11 protein-coding genes are annotated in these 15,433 nt (G+C 64.1%); 5 read left to right on the top strand and 6 right to left on the bottom strand.

The annotated features are described in order from the left end of the window. Window position 1 precedes the first annotated feature (1 nt). A complete protein-coding gene (locus ACIQUF_RS03280; protein ID WP_401081176.1) occupies window positions 2-703 on the bottom strand; it encodes a response regulator in 702 nt (233 codons plus the stop codon). Between the two features lie 157 nt (window positions 704-860). Between ACIQUF_RS03280 and ACIQUF_RS03275 the strand changes: the two genes are divergently transcribed. The 3 genes from ACIQUF_RS03275 (at window position 861) to mobA (ending at window position 5,807) form a co-directional block, all read left to right on the top strand. Then, the gene (locus tag ACIQUF_RS03275; protein WP_403128363.1) at window positions 861-2,036 is read left to right on the top strand and encodes an efflux RND transporter periplasmic adaptor subunit; all 1,176 of its coding nucleotides are present in this window, start codon (window positions 861-863) and stop codon (window positions 2,034-2,036) included. A gap of 11 nt (window positions 2,037-2,047) precedes the next feature. Beyond that, the gene (locus ACIQUF_RS03270; protein WP_403128361.1) at window positions 2,048-5,170 is read left to right on the top strand and encodes a multidrug efflux RND transporter permease subunit; all 3,123 of its coding nucleotides are present in this window, start codon (window positions 2,048-2,050) and stop codon (window positions 5,168-5,170) included. A gap of 61 nt (window positions 5,171-5,231) precedes the next feature. Continuing rightward, entirely contained in the window at window positions 5,232-5,807 is a 576-nt protein-coding gene (gene mobA / locus ACIQUF_RS03265; protein ID WP_403128356.1) for a molybdenum cofactor guanylyltransferase MobA, read from the top strand. Window positions 5,808-5,812: 5 nt separating this feature from the next. Here mobA and ACIQUF_RS03260 read toward each other — a convergent pair whose 3' ends face one another. The 5 genes from ACIQUF_RS03260 to peaA form a co-directional block, all read right to left on the bottom strand. Next, on the bottom strand, window positions 5,813-7,486 hold the full coding sequence (locus tag ACIQUF_RS03260) for a fatty acid CoA ligase family protein (protein WP_403128354.1): 1,674 nt from the start codon (window positions 7,484-7,486) through the stop codon (window positions 5,813-5,815). A 111-nt stretch (window positions 7,487-7,597) separates the two neighbouring features. Beyond that, the gene (gene peaD / locus ACIQUF_RS03255; protein ID WP_403128351.1) at window positions 7,598-8,719 is read right to left on the bottom strand and encodes a quinohemoprotein amine dehydrogenase subunit beta; all 1,122 of its coding nucleotides are present in this window, start codon (window positions 8,717-8,719) and stop codon (window positions 7,598-7,600) included. Between the two features lie 32 nt (window positions 8,720-8,751). Continuing rightward, window positions 8,752-9,075, bottom strand: coding sequence for a quinohemoprotein amine dehydrogenase subunit gamma (qhpC, locus tag ACIQUF_RS03250; protein ID WP_008091708.1), 324 nt, complete (start codon window positions 9,073-9,075; stop codon window positions 8,752-8,754). A gap of 1 nt (window position 9,076) precedes the next feature. Next, a complete protein-coding gene (gene peaB / locus ACIQUF_RS03245; protein ID WP_403128348.1) occupies window positions 9,077-10,507 on the bottom strand; it encodes a quinohemoprotein amine dehydrogenase maturation protein in 1,431 nt (476 codons plus the stop codon). A gap of 49 nt (window positions 10,508-10,556) precedes the next feature. Further along, window positions 10,557-12,122, bottom strand: a complete 1,566-nt coding sequence (gene peaA / locus ACIQUF_RS03240) for a quinohemoprotein amine dehydrogenase subunit alpha (RefSeq protein WP_403128345.1) — start codon at window positions 12,120-12,122, stop codon at window positions 10,557-10,559. 412 nt (window positions 12,123-12,534) lie between these two features. Here peaA and ACIQUF_RS03235 point away from each other — a divergent pair, with 412 nt between their 5' ends. Together ACIQUF_RS03235 and ACIQUF_RS03230 are read left to right on the top strand one after the other, a co-directional pair. Continuing rightward, on the top strand, window positions 12,535-14,028 hold the full coding sequence (locus ACIQUF_RS03235; protein WP_403128343.1) for an aldehyde dehydrogenase family protein: 1,494 nt from the start codon (window positions 12,535-12,537) through the stop codon (window positions 14,026-14,028). Window positions 14,029-14,099: 71 nt separating this feature from the next. Then, complete coding sequence (locus ACIQUF_RS03230) at window positions 14,100-15,413, top strand: hypothetical protein (RefSeq protein ID WP_403128340.1); 1,314 nt, start codon at window positions 14,100-14,102, stop codon at window positions 15,411-15,413. Window positions 15,414-15,433 lie beyond the last annotated feature (20 nt).

Here is a 15,433-nt window from a genome sequence, read left to right as displayed (position 1 = left end):
GTCAGCACTCCCACTCGACACGGCTGAACAGGTAACCCTTGCCCCACACGGTCTTGATCTTGCGCGCCTCGCCGGCGCTGTCGTCGAACTTGCGGCGCAGCTTGGAAATCGCCACGTCCACCGAACGGTCGGTGCCATTGAACTCGATGCCGCGCAACTGCTGGAGGATGCGGTCGCGGCTGAGCACTTCGCCGGCATTGCGCGCCAGGACCACCAGCAGGTTGTATTCGCCGCTCGACAGCTCCACCTCTTCACCGCGCCAGCTGACCAGGCGCTCGGCGAGGTCGATGCGCAGGCCGCCGACCAGGATCTGCTCGCTGTCCAGGCGCGGCTCGTGCACGCTGCTGCGGCGCAGCAAGGTGCGTACCCGTGCCAGCAACACCCGTGGCTCGCAGGGTTTGGTCACGTAGTCGTCGGCGCCCATCTCAAGGCCCAGCACCTGGTCGTGGCTGTCGTCACGTGCCGTCAGCATCAGGATCGGCAGGCTCTGCGATTCCTGGCGCAGCAGGCGGCACACTTGCAGGCCATCGATGCCCGGCAGCATCAGGTCGAGGATCACCAAATCGGGTTTGTCCTGGCGAAACGCCTCCAGCACATGGTCGCCACGGGCGATGACCCGCACATGGAAGTCGTTGCGTTGCAGGTAGCTGGCAATCAGCTCGGACAGGGCACTGTCGTCTTCGACCAGGAGAAGGTTTGGCATAAGCGCTTGGACACTAGGGGAAAGACCGGCAGGATATAGAATCCCACCGGCAGGCAGGATCGTTCTTCACACTTTTTCACACACGCCCTACACAGCTTAACAGGCGCTCAGGCAGCCACTGCCTTAGCATACGCACGGTCATCATCGGAAGATCCGTATGCCTATTATCTTCACCCCTCGCCTGCGCCCTGTGGCGCTTTTGGCACTGCTGAGCCTGTCCCTGGCCGGTTGCGGCGACAACGCCGAGCTGGACCAGCAGGCATCCACGCCCGAAGTACGGGTAGAAACCTTGCAGCTACAACCGCTGGCCATCAGCACCGAACTGAGCGGCCGCATTCTCGCCCCGCGCACCGCCGAAGTGCGCGCCCGGGTGGCCGGCGTGGTGCTCAAGCGCGTGTACCGCGAAGGCAGCGACGTCAAGCAAGGCGACGTGCTGTTCCTGATCGACCCGGCGCCGTTCAAGGCCGACCACGACAGCGCCCGCGCCACCCTGGCCAAGGCCGAGGCCAACCTGTACCAGGCGCGCCTGCAGGAACAACGCTACCGTGAGCTGGTCGACGACAAGGCCGTCAGCCGCCAGGAGTACGACAATGCCCGTGCGACCTACCTCCAGGCCGACGCCGAGGTTGCCGGGGCCAAGGCCGCGCTGGAACGCACGCGCCTGAACCTGGGCTACGCCACCGTCACCGCACCGATTTCCGGGCGCATCGGCCGCGCGTTGGTCACCGAGGGCGCGCTGGTCGGGCAGAACGAAACCACCCCGCTGGCCACCATCCAGCAGCTGGACCCGATCCACGCCGACGTCACCCAATCGACCCGCGAGCTCAATGCCCTGCGCCGCGCATTGCGCGCCGGTGAGCTGCAGCAGGCAGGCAACGGTGAGGCGCGCGCCACGCTGATTCAGGACGACGGCAGCGCCTACCCGTTGCCTGGCAAGCTGCTGTTCTCCGACATCAGCGTCGACCCGAGCACCAACCAGATCACCCTGCGCAGCGAGTTCCCCAACCCGGACCTCGACCTGCTGCCTGGCAGTTACGTGCGCGTGCGCCTGGAGCAGGCCGTGCAGCCCAAAGGCATCAGCGTGCCGCAGCGCGCCATCCTGCGCGACAGCGCCGGGGTGCCGAAGGTGCTGGTGGTCGATGACCAGGCACGCATCAGCGAGCGCCAAGTGGTACTCGGCAACGCCCAGGGTGACCGCTGGATCGTCAGCGAGGGCCTGAAAGCCGGCGAACGCGTGGTGGTCGAAGGCCTGCAGCACGTCAAGGCCGGTGACCAGGTGCAAGTCGACACCAGCCAGAACACTCAGCCCATCGCCCAGCACAACGGCCAATGAGGGCCTGACCCATGCCGCAATTCTTCATCGACCGCCCGGTATTTGCCTGGGTGGTCGCCTTGTTCATTCTGCTCGCAGGCGCCCTGGCTATCCCCCAGTTGCCGGTGGCCCAGTACCCCAACGTGGCGCCACCGCAGGTGGAAATCTACGCCGTGTACCCGGGCGCCTCGGCGGCGACCATGGACGAAAGCGTGGTCAGCCTGATCGAGCAGGAGCTCAACGGTGCCGACAACCTGCTGTATTTCGAATCGCAGAGCAGCCTGGGTAGCGCCACCATCACCGCCACCTTCGAGCCGGGCACCCACCCGGACCTGGCGCAGGTGGATGTGCAGAACCGCTTGAAAGTGGTCGAATCGCGCCTGCCGCGCCCGGTTACCCAGCAAGGGCTGCAGGTGGAGAAGGTGTCCACCGGCTTCCTGCTGCTCGGCACTCTGACGTCGGAAGATGGCAGCCTCGATGAAATCGCGCTGTCCGACATCCTCGCGCGCAACGTGATGAACGAAATCCGCCGCCTCAAGGGCGTCGGCAAGGCCCAGCTTTACGGCTCCGAACGGGCCATGCGGATCTGGATCGACCCGGCCAAACTGATCGGTTTCAACCTCACGCCCAACGATGTGGCCGAGGCCATCGCCGCGCAGAACGCCCAGGTTGCGCCCGGCAGCATCGGTGACCTGCCGGCCCGTGGCACTCAGGAGATCACCGCCAACGTGGTGGTCAAAGGCCAGCTGAGCACGCCTGAAGAATTCGCTGCGATCGTGCTGCGGGCGAATCAGGACGGCTCGACGGTCACCATCGGCGATGTGGCCCGGGTCGAGATCGGTGCCCAGGAGTACCAGTACGGCACCCGCCTGAACGGTAAGCCCGCCAGCGCCTTCAGCGTGCAACTGGCGCCGGGCGCCAATGCCATGGAAACCGCCACCCTGGTGCGGGCGAAGATGCAGGAGCTGTCGCGCTACTTCCCCGAAGGGGTCAAGTACGACATCCCTTACGACACCTCGCCATTCGTCAAGGTCTCGATCCAGCAGGTCATCACTACACTGTTCGAGGCCATGCTGCTGGTCTTCGCGGTGATGTTCCTGTTCCTGCAGAACCTGCGTTACACGCTGATCCCGACCCTGGTGGTGCCGGTGGCGCTGATGGGGACCTTCGCGGTCATGCTGGCGCTGGGCTTCTCGGTCAATGTGCTGACCCTGTTCGGCATGGTGCTGGCCATCGGCATCCTGGTCGACGATGCCATCGTCGTGGTGGAGAACGTCGAGCGAATCATGGCCGAAGAAGGCCTGCCACCCAAGGCGGCCACGCGCAAGGCCATGGGCCAGATCAGCGGCGCCATCATCGGCATCACCCTGGTGCTGGTGGCGGTATTCCTGCCGATGGCGTTCATGAAAGGTTCGGTCGGCGTCATCTACCAACAGTTCTCGCTGTCGATGGCCGTGTCGATTCTGTTCTCGGCGTTTCTCGCTTTGAGCCTGACCCCGGCCCTCTGCGCCACCCTGCTCAAGCCGATTGCAAAAGGCGAGCACCACGAGCGCAAGGGCTTCTTCGGTTGGTTCAACCGCCGTTTCGAATCCATGAGCAATGGCTATGAGCGCTGGGTCGTACAGGCGCTGAAACGTAGCGGGCGCTACCTGCTGGTGTACGGTGTGCTGCTGGCCGTGTTGGGTTACGGCTTCAGCCAACTGCCCACGGCGTTCTTGCCGACCGAAGACCAGGGCTACACGATCACCGACATCCAGCTGCCGCCGGGTGCCAGCCGCATGCGTACCGAACAGGTTGCCGCGCAGATCGAGGCACACAACGCCGAGGAACCTGGCGTGGGCAACACCACCGTGATCCTCGGCTTCAGCTTCTCCGGCAGCGGGCAGAATGCGGCGCTCACCTTCACCACCCTGAAGGACTGGTCCGAACGCGGTGCGGACGACAGCGCCCAGTCGATTGCCGACCGGGCCAATGCCGCGTTTTCGCAGATCAAGGATGCGGTAGCGTTCTCCGTCCTGCCACCACCGATCGATGGCCTGGGCGAATCCACGGGCTTCGAGTTCCGTTTGCAGGACCGGGGCGGCATGGGTCATGCGGCGCTGATGGCAGCCCGTGACGAACTGCTGGCAGGTGCCCACAAGAGCAAGGTGCTGGTCAACGTGCGCGAAGCTTCGCTGGCGGAAAGCCCGCAAGTGCAGCTGGAGATCGACCGCCGCCAGGCCAACGCGCTGGGCATCTCATTCGCCGACATCGGCGCAGTGCTGGACACTGCCGTGGGCTCCAATTACGTCAACGACTTCCCCAACCAGGGCCGCATGCAGCGCGTGGTGGTGCAAGCCGAAGGCGACCAGCGCAGCCAGGTCGAGGACCTGCTGAAGATCCACGTGCGCAACAATAGCGGCAAGATGGTGCCATTGGGAGCGTTCGTCCAGGCCAAGTGGGTCAGTGGCCCGGTACAGCTGACCCGCTACAACGGCTACCCGGCGGTGTCTATTTCCGGCGAGCCGGCTGCAGGCTACAGCTCAGGCGAAGCCATGGCCGAAATCGAGCGCCTGGTCGCAAAATTGCCGGCTGGCGCCGGCCTGGAATGGACCGGATTGTCGCTGCAGGAGCGCCTGTCCGGCAGCCAGGCACCGCTGCTGATGGCGCTGTCGCTGCTGGTGGTGTTCCTGTGCCTGGCGGCGTTGTACGAAAGTTGGTCGATCCCAACAGCTGTGCTGCTGGTGGTGCCGCTCGGCGTTCTCGGCGCAGTGCTGGCAGTGACGTTGCGTGGGATGCCCAACGACGTGTTCTTCAAGGTTGGCCTGATCACCCTGATCGGCCTGTCGGCGAAGAACGCCATCCTCATCATCGAGTTCGCCAAGAGCCTGGTAGACCAGGGCGTGGACGCCGTCGATGCGGCCATTCAGGCCGCCCGCCTGCGCCTGCGGCCAATCGTGATGACCTCGCTGGCCTTCATCCTCGGCGTGGTACCACTGGCCATCGCCACCGGCGCCAGCTCGGCGAGCCAGCAGGCGATTGGCACTGGGGTGATCGGCGGGATGCTCAGTGCGACGCTGGCGGTGGTGTTCGTGCCGGTGTTCTTTGTGGTGGTGATGCGGTTGGCAGGGCGTAAGAAAGCCCAAGCCAGTCAGGTCGAAGCCAGCAAAACCTGACTGGACAATCATTGCGTTGAATGAGAGGGTTCCGGGCATCGACCGCCCGGAACCCTTTTTCATGACTGCCCCCCTGCCCCCTTGCTCCATCCTCATCCTCGCCGGTGGCCGTGGCCAGCGCATGGGCGGCCGTGACAAGGGGCTGGTGCCCTGGCGGGGTGAGCCGCTGGTGGCGCATGTGCAGCGGGTCGTGCGGGCGCTCAGTGACGATGTGGTGATCTCCTGCAATCGCAACCAGGACCTTTACCGCCCGTTTGCCGATCAGCTGGTATCTGATCCCGAAGCGGACTTCCCAGGCCCGTTGGCCGGCGTGATCGCCGGGTTGGCGGCGGCGCGGCATGAGTGGGTGGTGCTGCTGGCCTGCGATGCGCCACTGATCGACCGGGGGTTGATCGACGATTTGCTGCGGTTGGCGGTGAGCCATGACAGCGCAGCCATGGTACGCCAGGGCGGGTATTGGCAACCGATGTTCAGCGTGCTGCCGCGCAGGCTGCTGCCGGTGCTGGACCAGGCCTGGGCGGCGGGTGAGCGGAGTCTGCAAAAAGCGCTGTTGCTGGAGCCGATGCAGGCGCTGGCGTGTGCCGAGGATGATCAGCGGTTGAGCAACTTCAATAGCCCGGATTTACTGCAGCACTGATCACCTCACCCAATAGCCAGCTCTTCGATACTGATCTCGCGCATCCTGAACTTCTGCACCTTGCCAGTCACCGTCATCGGGAATTCATCGACGAAGCGGAAATACCGGGGCACCTTGAAGTGCGCAATTCGCGCCCTCGCCCACTCGCGTAGGTCTTCCTCACTGGCGGCATGCCCCGGATGCAAGCGCACCCAGGCGACGATTTCCTCACCATACTTGCTGCACGGAACGCCGATCACTTGCACATCGGCCACGGCCGGGTGGGTGAAGAAGAACTCCTCCAGTTCCCTCGGATAGATGTTTTCGCCACCGCGGATGATCATGTCCTTGCTGCGCCCGACAATCCGTACATACCCCTCCTCGTCCATCACCGCCAGGTCACCGGTGTGCATCCAGCCCTCGGCGTCGATGCTTTCCACGGTAGCCTTGGGGTTGTTCCAGTAGCCCAGCATCACGCTGTAGCCACGGGTACACAGCTCGCCAATCTCGCCACGCGGCAGGGTGTTGCCGTCGGCATCGATCACTTTGTTTTCCAGCCGTGGCTGGGTGCGGCCGACGCTGGTCACGCGGCGTTCCAGGTCGTCATTGGGGCCAGTCTGCAGCGACACCGGGCTGGTTTCGGTCATGCCATAGGCGATCTGTACTTCGGCCATGTGCATTTCGTCGATCACCCGTCGCATCACTTCGATCGGGCAGGTAGCACCGGCCATGATCCCGGTGCGCAGGCTCGACAGGTCGAAGTCGCCGCGCTGCGGGTGGTCCAGTTCGGCGATGAACATGGTGGGCACGCCGTACAGCGCGGTGGCCTTTTCTTCAGCGACAGCGCGCAGGGTCGCCAGCGGGTCGAACGCGTCGTTGGGGTAGATCAAGGTGCTGCCGTGGGTCATGCAGCCGAGGTTGGCCATGACCATACCGAAACAGTGGTACAGCGGCACCGGCACCACAAGGCGGTCGTGCTCGGTCAGGCCGAGGCTTTCGCCGACCATGAAACCGTTGTTGAGGATGTTGCTGTGGCTGAGCGTGGCGCCCTTGGGGAAACCAGTGGTGCCGGAGGTGTACTGGATGTTGATCGGGTCGCCGGGCTGCAACTGTGCCTGGCGCTCGGCCAGAGCCTCAGCACTGACCGCAGTGGCACGGGATTGCAAGTCGTTCCAGGCAAGAAAGCCAGGCGGTGGCGCGGCGGCGAGGCTCACTACACCGCGCAGTTCCGGGAAGCGCTCGCAGCTCAAGGCGCCGGGTTGGCCATTCGCCAAGCCCGGTACGAGGCTCAGCAGCATGGCGTGGTAATCCGAGGTCTTGAACGCGTCGGCACAGATGACCCAGCGGCAACCTGACTGGCCGAGGGCGTAGTCCAGCTCGCTGGAGCGGTACGCGGGGTTGATGTTGACCAGGATTGCGCCGACCTTGGCGCTGGCGAACTGGGTGATGCACCACTCGGCGCAGTTGGGTGCCCAGATGCCCAGCCGGTCGCCGGTTTGCACGCCCAGGGCCATGAGGGCGCGGGCGTGCTGGTCGACGGCGTCGGCCAGTTGCCGCCAGGTGTAGCGCAGGGCCTGGTGGCGCACGACCAGGGCTTCGCGGTCGGGGAAGCGGGCGACGGTGGTGTCGAAGGCGTCGCCGATACAGTGGGTGAGCAAGGGCTTGGTCGGGTCGCCTTGGGAATGGCTTGGCTGGGGCATGGGTGTTCTCTTGTTGTTTTGTGGTGTTTGAATTGGCGTCATCGCGGATGAATCCGCTCCTACGGGATCTCCGGTAGGAGCGGATTCATCCGCGATGCGGCCAACACCGATCTAGCGGACAAACACCTGCGGCGTAGTGGTCGACATATCCCCACCCGGCAACTTGATGTTCTTGACCTTCTCCAGCGTCTGCGGGTCGAACACCGCCAGGTCGTTGAAGGTGCCGCCCAGGTACAACTTGTCGCCCTTCTTGTCGAAGGTCACGCAGTAGTAAGTGTGCTCAAGGTTAGCCGCCTTGATCAGCTTGCGCTGCTTGATGTCGTACTTGGCCAGGCGATTGAGCACGCCGTAGATCTGGTTCGGGTCCTTCGGCGAGCGCAGGCCGGTAAAGTACAGCTCGGTCAGGTCGCCGAACTCCTGGGTGTGGGTCTTGCCGGTTTTCAAGTCGACGCTCAGGTAGCCATACATCAGCTCGGCGGTGTTGGGGTCCTGTTTCTCGTCCTTGAACTTGGCGATGGTGTACAGCATCGAGAATTCATGGCGAGGGCTCTGGTGCGGCCAGAAGTACAGCACATCCGGCGCGCTGTAGCCTTTGCGGTTCCAGCTGCGCAGCGGCAAGGCCACCTCGTACTTGCCGGTGGTGACGTCCATCTTGTAGATATCTGGCCCGGCGACAAACAGGCTGCCATCGTCGGCGGCGCGCATCAGGTAAACCTGGCGCGGCATCGGGAACGTCCGTACGGGTTTGGCATCGACACCATCGGCGGTGCTGAACACTTCCAGGCGCGGCGGCTTGACCACGTAGTGGTCGTTCAGGCGCTGGCTGGGGTTGACCGTGGCGTACACCTCTTTGCCGTCCGGGCTGATGGCGAACGAGTACATCGACTTGCCGACCTCACCCGGCACGCTGGACAGGTTGGCGTGGAAGGTGGTCTTGCACGTATCCAAGTCGATGCCGTAGATGTCGGCATAGTGGTTGTTGAGCACGTACGCCGTGCGGTTGTCCGGCGCCATCATCGCAGTGCCGGGGCCGAACGCGTCGGGCAGGCGGCAGCTCTTGTACAGTGTGTCGCTGGCGACATCCACCACGTGCAGGTTGTTCGGGTAGTTGGTGGCGATCAGGTATTCCTTGCCGGCCGTAAGCGCAGGCCCGGTGTCATCGGCCTGTACCGCCCAGGCGCAGGCCGTGGCGGCGACGGTGAGCGCGAGTTGCGCGCAGAGTCCAGGTTTCATGCGGTTTCCCCTTGTCATTCTTGTTGGGCCGGTCACTTGTCTTTCGGGAACACGGTGCCGAGGTTGCGCCAGTCATCCTGGGAGTTGGTCGCCTGGGCGTTCCAGTCCTGGTAGGTGCTCATCATGTCCGGCACCTGGGCGGGCCACCAGCACGGGTCGGAGCAGCCGTACAGGTCGGCTTCCATCGGCTGGCACAGTGAACTGACGCCGCCAAAGGCGTCGACTTCCCAACCCGGGTCGGTGGTTGCAGTGCAGCCGGCCACCGCGCTCATGGCCATGACTTCTTCGACACGGTCTTCGGCGGCGGCTTGTTCAAGGATGCGCGCCTTGTTGTTCAGGGGCTTCAAGTGCTTCATATCAATGCGCCTTCCGCGGAGTGATGTAGCGGTCGATGAAGGCCGGATTGGCGGCCATGATGCGGCTGTAGACCTCGATGCCGAAGTCGACCCAATCGCGCATCAGCTCGCAGTAGTGGTAGGTCGGGTGCTGAGGGTCGCCGTAACGTGCGTAGCTTTCGTGGTAGCAGCCGCCGGAGCACAGGTTGCGGATGCGGCAGCTGTCACAGCCGGTGTTGCTGCGATCCAGGCGCTGGGACAGGAAGTCGTTGAGCTGCGCCTGCTTCACGCCCTGGTGGACGTTGCCGAAGGTCGGCAAGCTGGAGCCAGTGAAGCGGTGGCAAAGGTTCAGTTCGCCCTCGTGGTCCACCGCCAGCATCTTCAGCCCCGCACCGCACGGCAGGGCTTTCTTGTGGCCCTCATGGATGTCGGTGATCAGCTGGTGCAGGTTGGAAAAACCGATGTTGCGGTGTTCCAGCGCCGCCTCCAGGTAGCGCCGGCCGAGCGCCTTCATGTTGGCGAAGACCTCGATCAATTCCTCGCCGGTCAGGTTGAAATCGGCCATGTCGCCAGAGGTCACCGGCGCGAAGCCGACTTCGGCAAAGCCCAGCTCGTTGAACAGGTGGTTCCAGATGGTCTCGACATCGGTGATGCCGCGGGTGAGGGTCACCCGCGCGCCGACCGGGCGGCTGGTGTAGCGCGACAGCAGTATCTGCGCCTTGCGCCGCACCACGTCATAGGTGCCCTGCCCGCCCACGGTGATGCGGTTGCGGTCGTGCACGGTCTTGGGCCCGTCGATGCTCACCGACAGGCCGAAGCGGTGCTCGTTGAGCCAGTCAATGGTGTCTTCGGTGAGCAGCGTGGCGTTGGTGGTCATGATGAATTCCACCTGCTTGCCCGCCTCGGCGAAGCGCCGCTCGCAGTAGGCGACCATGTGCTCGATCAATGGCCGGTTGGACAACGGCTCGCCACCGAAGAACACCACGCTGTAGCGCTCTTCAGCGGGCGACTCCTTGAGCAGCATCTCCACCGAGGCTTCGGCGGTGGCGGTGCTCATCTTCTTGCCGGCGGACGGTTTGTCCAAGTCTTCCTTGTAGCAGTAGGTGCAGCTGAGGTTGCAGCCGGTGTTGACGTTGAGCACCACGGTGTTCAGCGCCGTGCGCTCGACCTGCTTGAGGGCGATTTCCGGTGTCAGCGGCGAACCGTCGCTGACCAATTCCAGGGCAATCAGCTCGTGCAGGGTTTCCTGAATATCGGTGCCGGCGAACTGCTGGCCGAGGCGCTGCATCAGCTCCTCGGCAGAACAGCCTTGCTGGCGCAGGGTGTCGATGATGCCCCCGGTCACCGCGTCGGCGGTGAACAGCGAGCTGCTGGGAATATGGAACAGCATGCGATCGGCATCGACCTGCACTTCATGCAGGTTGCGTTCGACCAGGTTCAGTAGTGCGCCCATGATGACTCCTGATAATCGATCCGTTGGTTGACGCGTCTGCTAACCGGCCCTATGGCAAGGGCGGATTGTTCCAGCGCTGTACGGTGACGATCATGTGCCCCTCGCCACGCTGGCCGCCGTCAGCCAGGGTGGCGATGACTTTCAAGTTGCCGGCGTTGTTGGTCATCATCTTGCGCGCCGGGTTCGGGCCAGCGCCGCCCGGTACGAACACGCCGCCGGCCTGCATTTGGCCGGCGAACTTGACGTCTTCGTCCTCGACCGCCCGTTCGTTGAACGGCTCGACCTGCCACGTGGCCGGCAGGTAGCCGATGCGCAGCGGTTGGCCGCTGGCGTCCTTGCCCCAGGCTTCGGCCTCGAAGCGCCCCTGTACCTTCGGCACCGAGGCGCCGTTTTCGCCGATACGGGCGATGGAGAATGCGGGCACTACCTTCACTTCCTCGACCTTGTCGTAGACCGCCAAGTTGGCACCTTTCAATGCACCGACCGCGACTTCACGCTGACCAGGCTTGGCATCGGCCGCTGCGCGCGCCTTGACCCGCACCAGGGTTGCGGTCTGCTCCAGTATTTCGGTCACCTCTACACCTGCGCCCAGGTCCGGCTTGCCGCTCAGGTCACTGCCGACCAAGGTAATCTCACTTTCGCCGCCAGCCTTGATAAACCCAGGCTGCACGGCCAACAGACGTGGCTTGCCCTCTTTCACCGCGGTGAAATCCAGCCCGCGCTCGTCATGCTCGGCCTCAAACATACGGCCCTTCATCTCGCCATCCAGCGCGGCGAATACCTGGCGCAAGTTGGCATCGCCGACCTTGACGTTGCCACGCCACTCGTAGCCGTTGTAGAGAATCGCCGAGCCCGTGCCATTGAAGGCCGTACCGTCAGCGTAGGCCCCCTTGACCTCGACCTTGAAGGTGTCGCCCTGGTCGTGGCTGACCGTCATCACCCCGCGCACATCGCCTTTGGCCAGCATGTGGCCGCTGAACGACCATTGCCCCGGCAGCGTCTCGGCCTTGGGTTTGGCCTTCTGCCAGTCGACCCAGGCAGCGTCTTCCAGCGGGTAGCGCTTGGCCAGTTCCGGCACCACTTGCTTGAGGGCGATGTCCAGCCAGTCGCGATCACGCGCCTGCGCCTGGTATTCCAGCGATGGCCACTGGCTGAGGTGGAAGTTGACCAGGTGTGCCCACTCCTGCGCCGGGCGGCGCTGCAAGGCGACGCGGGCACCGGAGTGGCAGCGGCCACAGGTTTCGCCGATCAGTGGGTCGAAGTGCTCGACGGTGTTCAGCCGGCGCTCCATGGCATAACGCACACCCTCGGTTTCGCTCGGTGCCAGGCCCTGCTTGTCGGCCAGGTACTTGACCAGGGTGCGGCGGTCGTCGTCGCTGATCTGCAGGCCATGCATGATCTGCATGCGGGCGATGCTCATCAGCCAGCCTTCGGGCGTTTTGCGCTGATGGCTGATGCGGCTGTAGCTGTCGTTGCCCTCGGGGATATGGCACCCCATGCACTTGTTCTGCAACAGGCTCGGGCCCTGCTCGGCCGCCATGGCCTGGGTGCCCAGCAGTGCGGCGGCGATCAGCGCCAGTTTACCCGCATGCCGCCGGAGTCGAGTCGTCTTCAAGGTCAGACCTCCACGGTTGTTGTTCTTATGGTTTTCGCACGCTTTGGTACAGCAGGTGTGCATGTGACTGTTGCGATACAGAAACTGTGCCACATGCTTGAAAGTTGTTGTATTTCAGCTTCTTAGTAGGTTTGACAGGCCTAAGGCTGGCTATTGAGATGGCGTTGAAGCGTGCCATTTCGCGACAGGGTGTTTCATGTTGAGACAACGGTCTTTGCCCCCGCACAGCCTGTCGTGGTCACTGTGTCAATCACCGTCTCACAGCGTCTCAATGTGCAACAGCGCAGCGCTGCAATTGCATCCTTGCATCAAAGCAAAACCTAATGCAGTCAAGACCTTGCACGCATCTGGTGAGTTTGGCACGGCCATTGCGCCAGTGCCCGCCACATCCAATGACAAGAGGCACAGCCCCATGCTTTCCGACCTGCCCATCCTGCCCGCCACCCGCGCCTTCCTCGAACGCAAACTGAAGATGCGTATCGGCGCCGACTGGCAGGACGCCGCCAGCGGCCGCACCCTGTCCTTCCGCAACCCGGCCACGGGTGACGTGCTCGGCGAAGTGCCCGCTGCCGAGCTGGAAGACGTCGACCGCGCCGTACGCGCCGCCCGCCAGGCCTTCGACGACTCGCCGTGGAGCCGCGTGCGCCCACGCGAGCGGCAGAACTTGCTGTGGCGCCTGGCCGACCTGATGGAGCGCGACGCGCAGCAACTGGCCGAGCTCGAATGCCTGAACAACGGCAAGAGCGCCGCCGTGGCCAAGGTCATGGACGTGCAGCTGGCCATCGACTTCCTGCGCTACATGGCCGGCTGGGCCACCAAGATCGAGGGTAGCACCGTCGAAGCCTCGATGCCGTTGATGCCCAACGACCAGTTCCATGGTTTCGTGCGCCGCGAAGCCGTCGGTGTGGTGGGCGCCATCGTCGCCTGGAACTTCCCGCTGCTGCTGGCTTGCTGGAAGCTCGGGCCGGCCCTGGCCACTGGCTGCACCGTGGTGCTCAAACCCGCAGACGAAACCCCGCTGACTGCGCTCAAGCTCGCCGAGCTGGTGGATGAGGCCGGTTACCCGGCCGGCGTGTTCAACGTGATCACCGGCACCGGCATAGGCGCTGGCGCGGCGCTGAGCCGCCACCCCGGCGTGGACAAGCTGACCTTCACCGGCTCCACCGAAGTCGGCAAGCTGATCGGCAAGGCGGCCATGGATAACATGACCCGCGTCACTTTGGAGCTGGGCGGCAAGTCGCCAACCATCGTCCTGCCCGACGCCAACCTGCAGGAGGCCGCAGCAGGCGCCGCCACGGCGATCTTCTTCAACCAGGGGCAGGTGTGCTGCGCCGGCTCCCGGCTGTACGTGCACCGCAAGCACTTCGACAACGTGGTGGCCGACATCGCCGGTATCGCCAACGGCATGAAGCTCGGCAGCGGCCTGGACCCCGCCGTGCACATGGGGCCGCTGATCTCGGCCAAGCAGCAGGACCGCGTCACGGGTTACATCGAGCTGGGCCGCGAACTGGGCGCGACCATCGCGTGTGGCGGCGAAGGCTTTGGCCCGGGTTATTTCGTCAAGCCGACGGTGATCGTCGACGTCGACCAGCGTCATCGCCTGGTGCAGGAGGAGATCTTCGGGCCGGTGCTGGTGGCGATGCCGTTCGATGATCTCGACGAGGTGATCGGCATGGCCAACGACAACCCCTATGGCCTGGGCGCCAGTATCTGGTCGAACGACCTGGCCGCCGTGCACCGGATGATCCCACGTATCAAGTCGGGTTCGGTGTGGGTCAACTGCCATAGCTCCCTGGACCCGGCCCTGCCGTTCGGGGGCTACAAGATGTCCGGCGTCGGCCGCGAAATGGGCGCGGCGGCGATCGAGCATTACACCGAACTCAAATCGGTGCTGATCAAGCTCTGATCCATCGCCTGTACCGGTCAAGTGGCCGGTACAGGCAACCCCAAATTCAAAATAAAAACATGGAGCACACCATGAGGCACTCGCTCGCCTGCACATTGGCCCTTCTGCTGGCCACCCCGCTCAGCCAAGCCCACGAACTCTATAATCACAACGGCACCACCTTGAGCGCCGACCTCGAAGCCCTGTTCGGAATCTTCCACAGCGACGAGAGCTACAACCAGGCCGGCAACCGCCAGCCGGGCAGCAGCAACTGGCGCGAGGGCTACGTCAAGTACGGCCTCAGCGGTAGCCAGGCGCTTGCCGACAGCGGCGCGTTGTATGGCGCTTTCAATCTGCTGAGTTCGGCCACCTGGGGCGATGGCGATGCCGCCGGCCTGACCCTCGGCGACGAACGCCGTACAGCCATCGAAGACCTGTACCTGGGCTGGCGTTCGGCCAATCTGTTCCCCGCGTTGGGCGAGGATGGCGTGGACATCTCCGGTGGCCGTCAGGTGGTGACCCTGGGAGACGGTTTCCTGATCCAGGGCGACCCGGTCAACCTGGGCAAGGTCGATCTGGGCGCCAACTTCGACCGCGGCGGCGCCTATTACCTGGCCGCACGCAAGGCTTTCGACCGCACCGCCGTGCTACGCCTGGGCGGCAAGGATGGCTGGCGTGGCGACGTGATGTGGCTCAAATCCGATAACCACTATCAAGCTGACACGTCGCTGGCGGTGACCAACATCGAGCATGTCGCAGACGCCGGTACCGTCGGCCTCAGCTGGATCCGCGGCCTGGACGTCGACCAGCGCTACGCGCAGATCATGGGCCTGGAACACCGCGATGGCATGGACACGGTCAGCCTGCGTGGGCGTGGCAATCTTGGGGTGAAAGACCTGGAACTGGCCGGGGAATACGTCACCCAGGACCGCACTGGCGGGCGCGAAGACGCCTGGTACCTGGAAGCTAACTGGACCTTCTCGCAACTGCCCTGGACGCCCACCGCCACCTACCGCTACAGCCGCTTTTCAGAGGACTTCGACCCGTTGTTCTATGGCCTGAGCCGAGGCTACGGCACCTGGTTCCAGGGCGAAGTGGCGGCCAACTATGCCGGGCCGTTCAACAGCAACAGCCAGGTGCACCACGTGGCGCTCAAGGGCAAGCCTCGGGACAACCTGACGGTAGGGGCGTTGTACTTCGATTTCGATACCCTCGACACCGACCAGGGCAACCTCGGCGGGCGTGAGCTGGACCTGTATGTGGAATGGATGGTTAATGAGCACCTGTTGATCAGCCCGTTGGTGGGGTTTTACAAGCCGCAGCGCAGTGCGGCCAATGGCGGGACGCAGATGGGCAGCCGGGATACCGGGACCTACCTGCAGCTGGTGGTCGGGACGTTCTTCTGATCCGGCATGCTGGGGCCGCC

This window comes from Pseudomonas sp. NPDC090233 (assembly GCF_044772285.1).
In the GTDB taxonomy this organism is placed as follows: Bacteria; Pseudomonadota; Gammaproteobacteria; order Pseudomonadales; family Pseudomonadaceae; genus Aquipseudomonas.
Note: the sequence above shows the minus strand (reverse complement) of the source record. Positions and strands in the feature narration are given on the sequence as shown.

Excerpts from the sequence above, each read along its gene's own strand:
- qhpC (WP_008091708.1), bottom strand. The coding sequence starts at position 9,075 with ATGAAGCACTTGAAGCCCCTGAACAACAAGGCGCGCATCCTTGAACAA.
- peaD (WP_403128351.1), bottom strand. The coding sequence starts at position 8,719 with ATGAAACCTGGACTCTGCGCGCAACTCGCGCTCACCGTCGCCGCCACG.
- ACIQUF_RS03230 (WP_403128340.1), top strand. The coding sequence starts at position 14,100 with ATGAGGCACTCGCTCGCCTGCACATTGGCCCTTCTGCTGGCCACCCCG.
- ACIQUF_RS03270 (WP_403128361.1), top strand. The coding sequence starts at position 2,048 with ATGCCGCAATTCTTCATCGACCGCCCGGTATTTGCCTGGGTGGTCGCC.
- peaB (WP_403128348.1), bottom strand. The coding sequence starts at position 10,507 with ATGGGCGCACTACTGAACCTGGTCGAACGCAACCTGCATGAAGTGCAG.
- mobA (WP_403128356.1), top strand. The coding sequence starts at position 5,232 with ATGACTGCCCCCCTGCCCCCTTGCTCCATCCTCATCCTCGCCGGTGGC.
- ACIQUF_RS03275 (WP_403128363.1), top strand. The coding sequence starts at position 861 with ATGCCTATTATCTTCACCCCTCGCCTGCGCCCTGTGGCGCTTTTGGCA.
- ACIQUF_RS03280 (WP_401081176.1), bottom strand. The coding sequence starts at position 703 with ATGCCAAACCTTCTCCTGGTCGAAGACGACAGTGCCCTGTCCGAGCTG.
- ACIQUF_RS03235 (WP_403128343.1), top strand. The coding sequence starts at position 12,535 with ATGCTTTCCGACCTGCCCATCCTGCCCGCCACCCGCGCCTTCCTCGAA.
- ACIQUF_RS03260 (WP_403128354.1), bottom strand. The coding sequence starts at position 7,486 with ATGCCCCAGCCAAGCCATTCCCAAGGCGACCCGACCAAGCCCTTGCTC.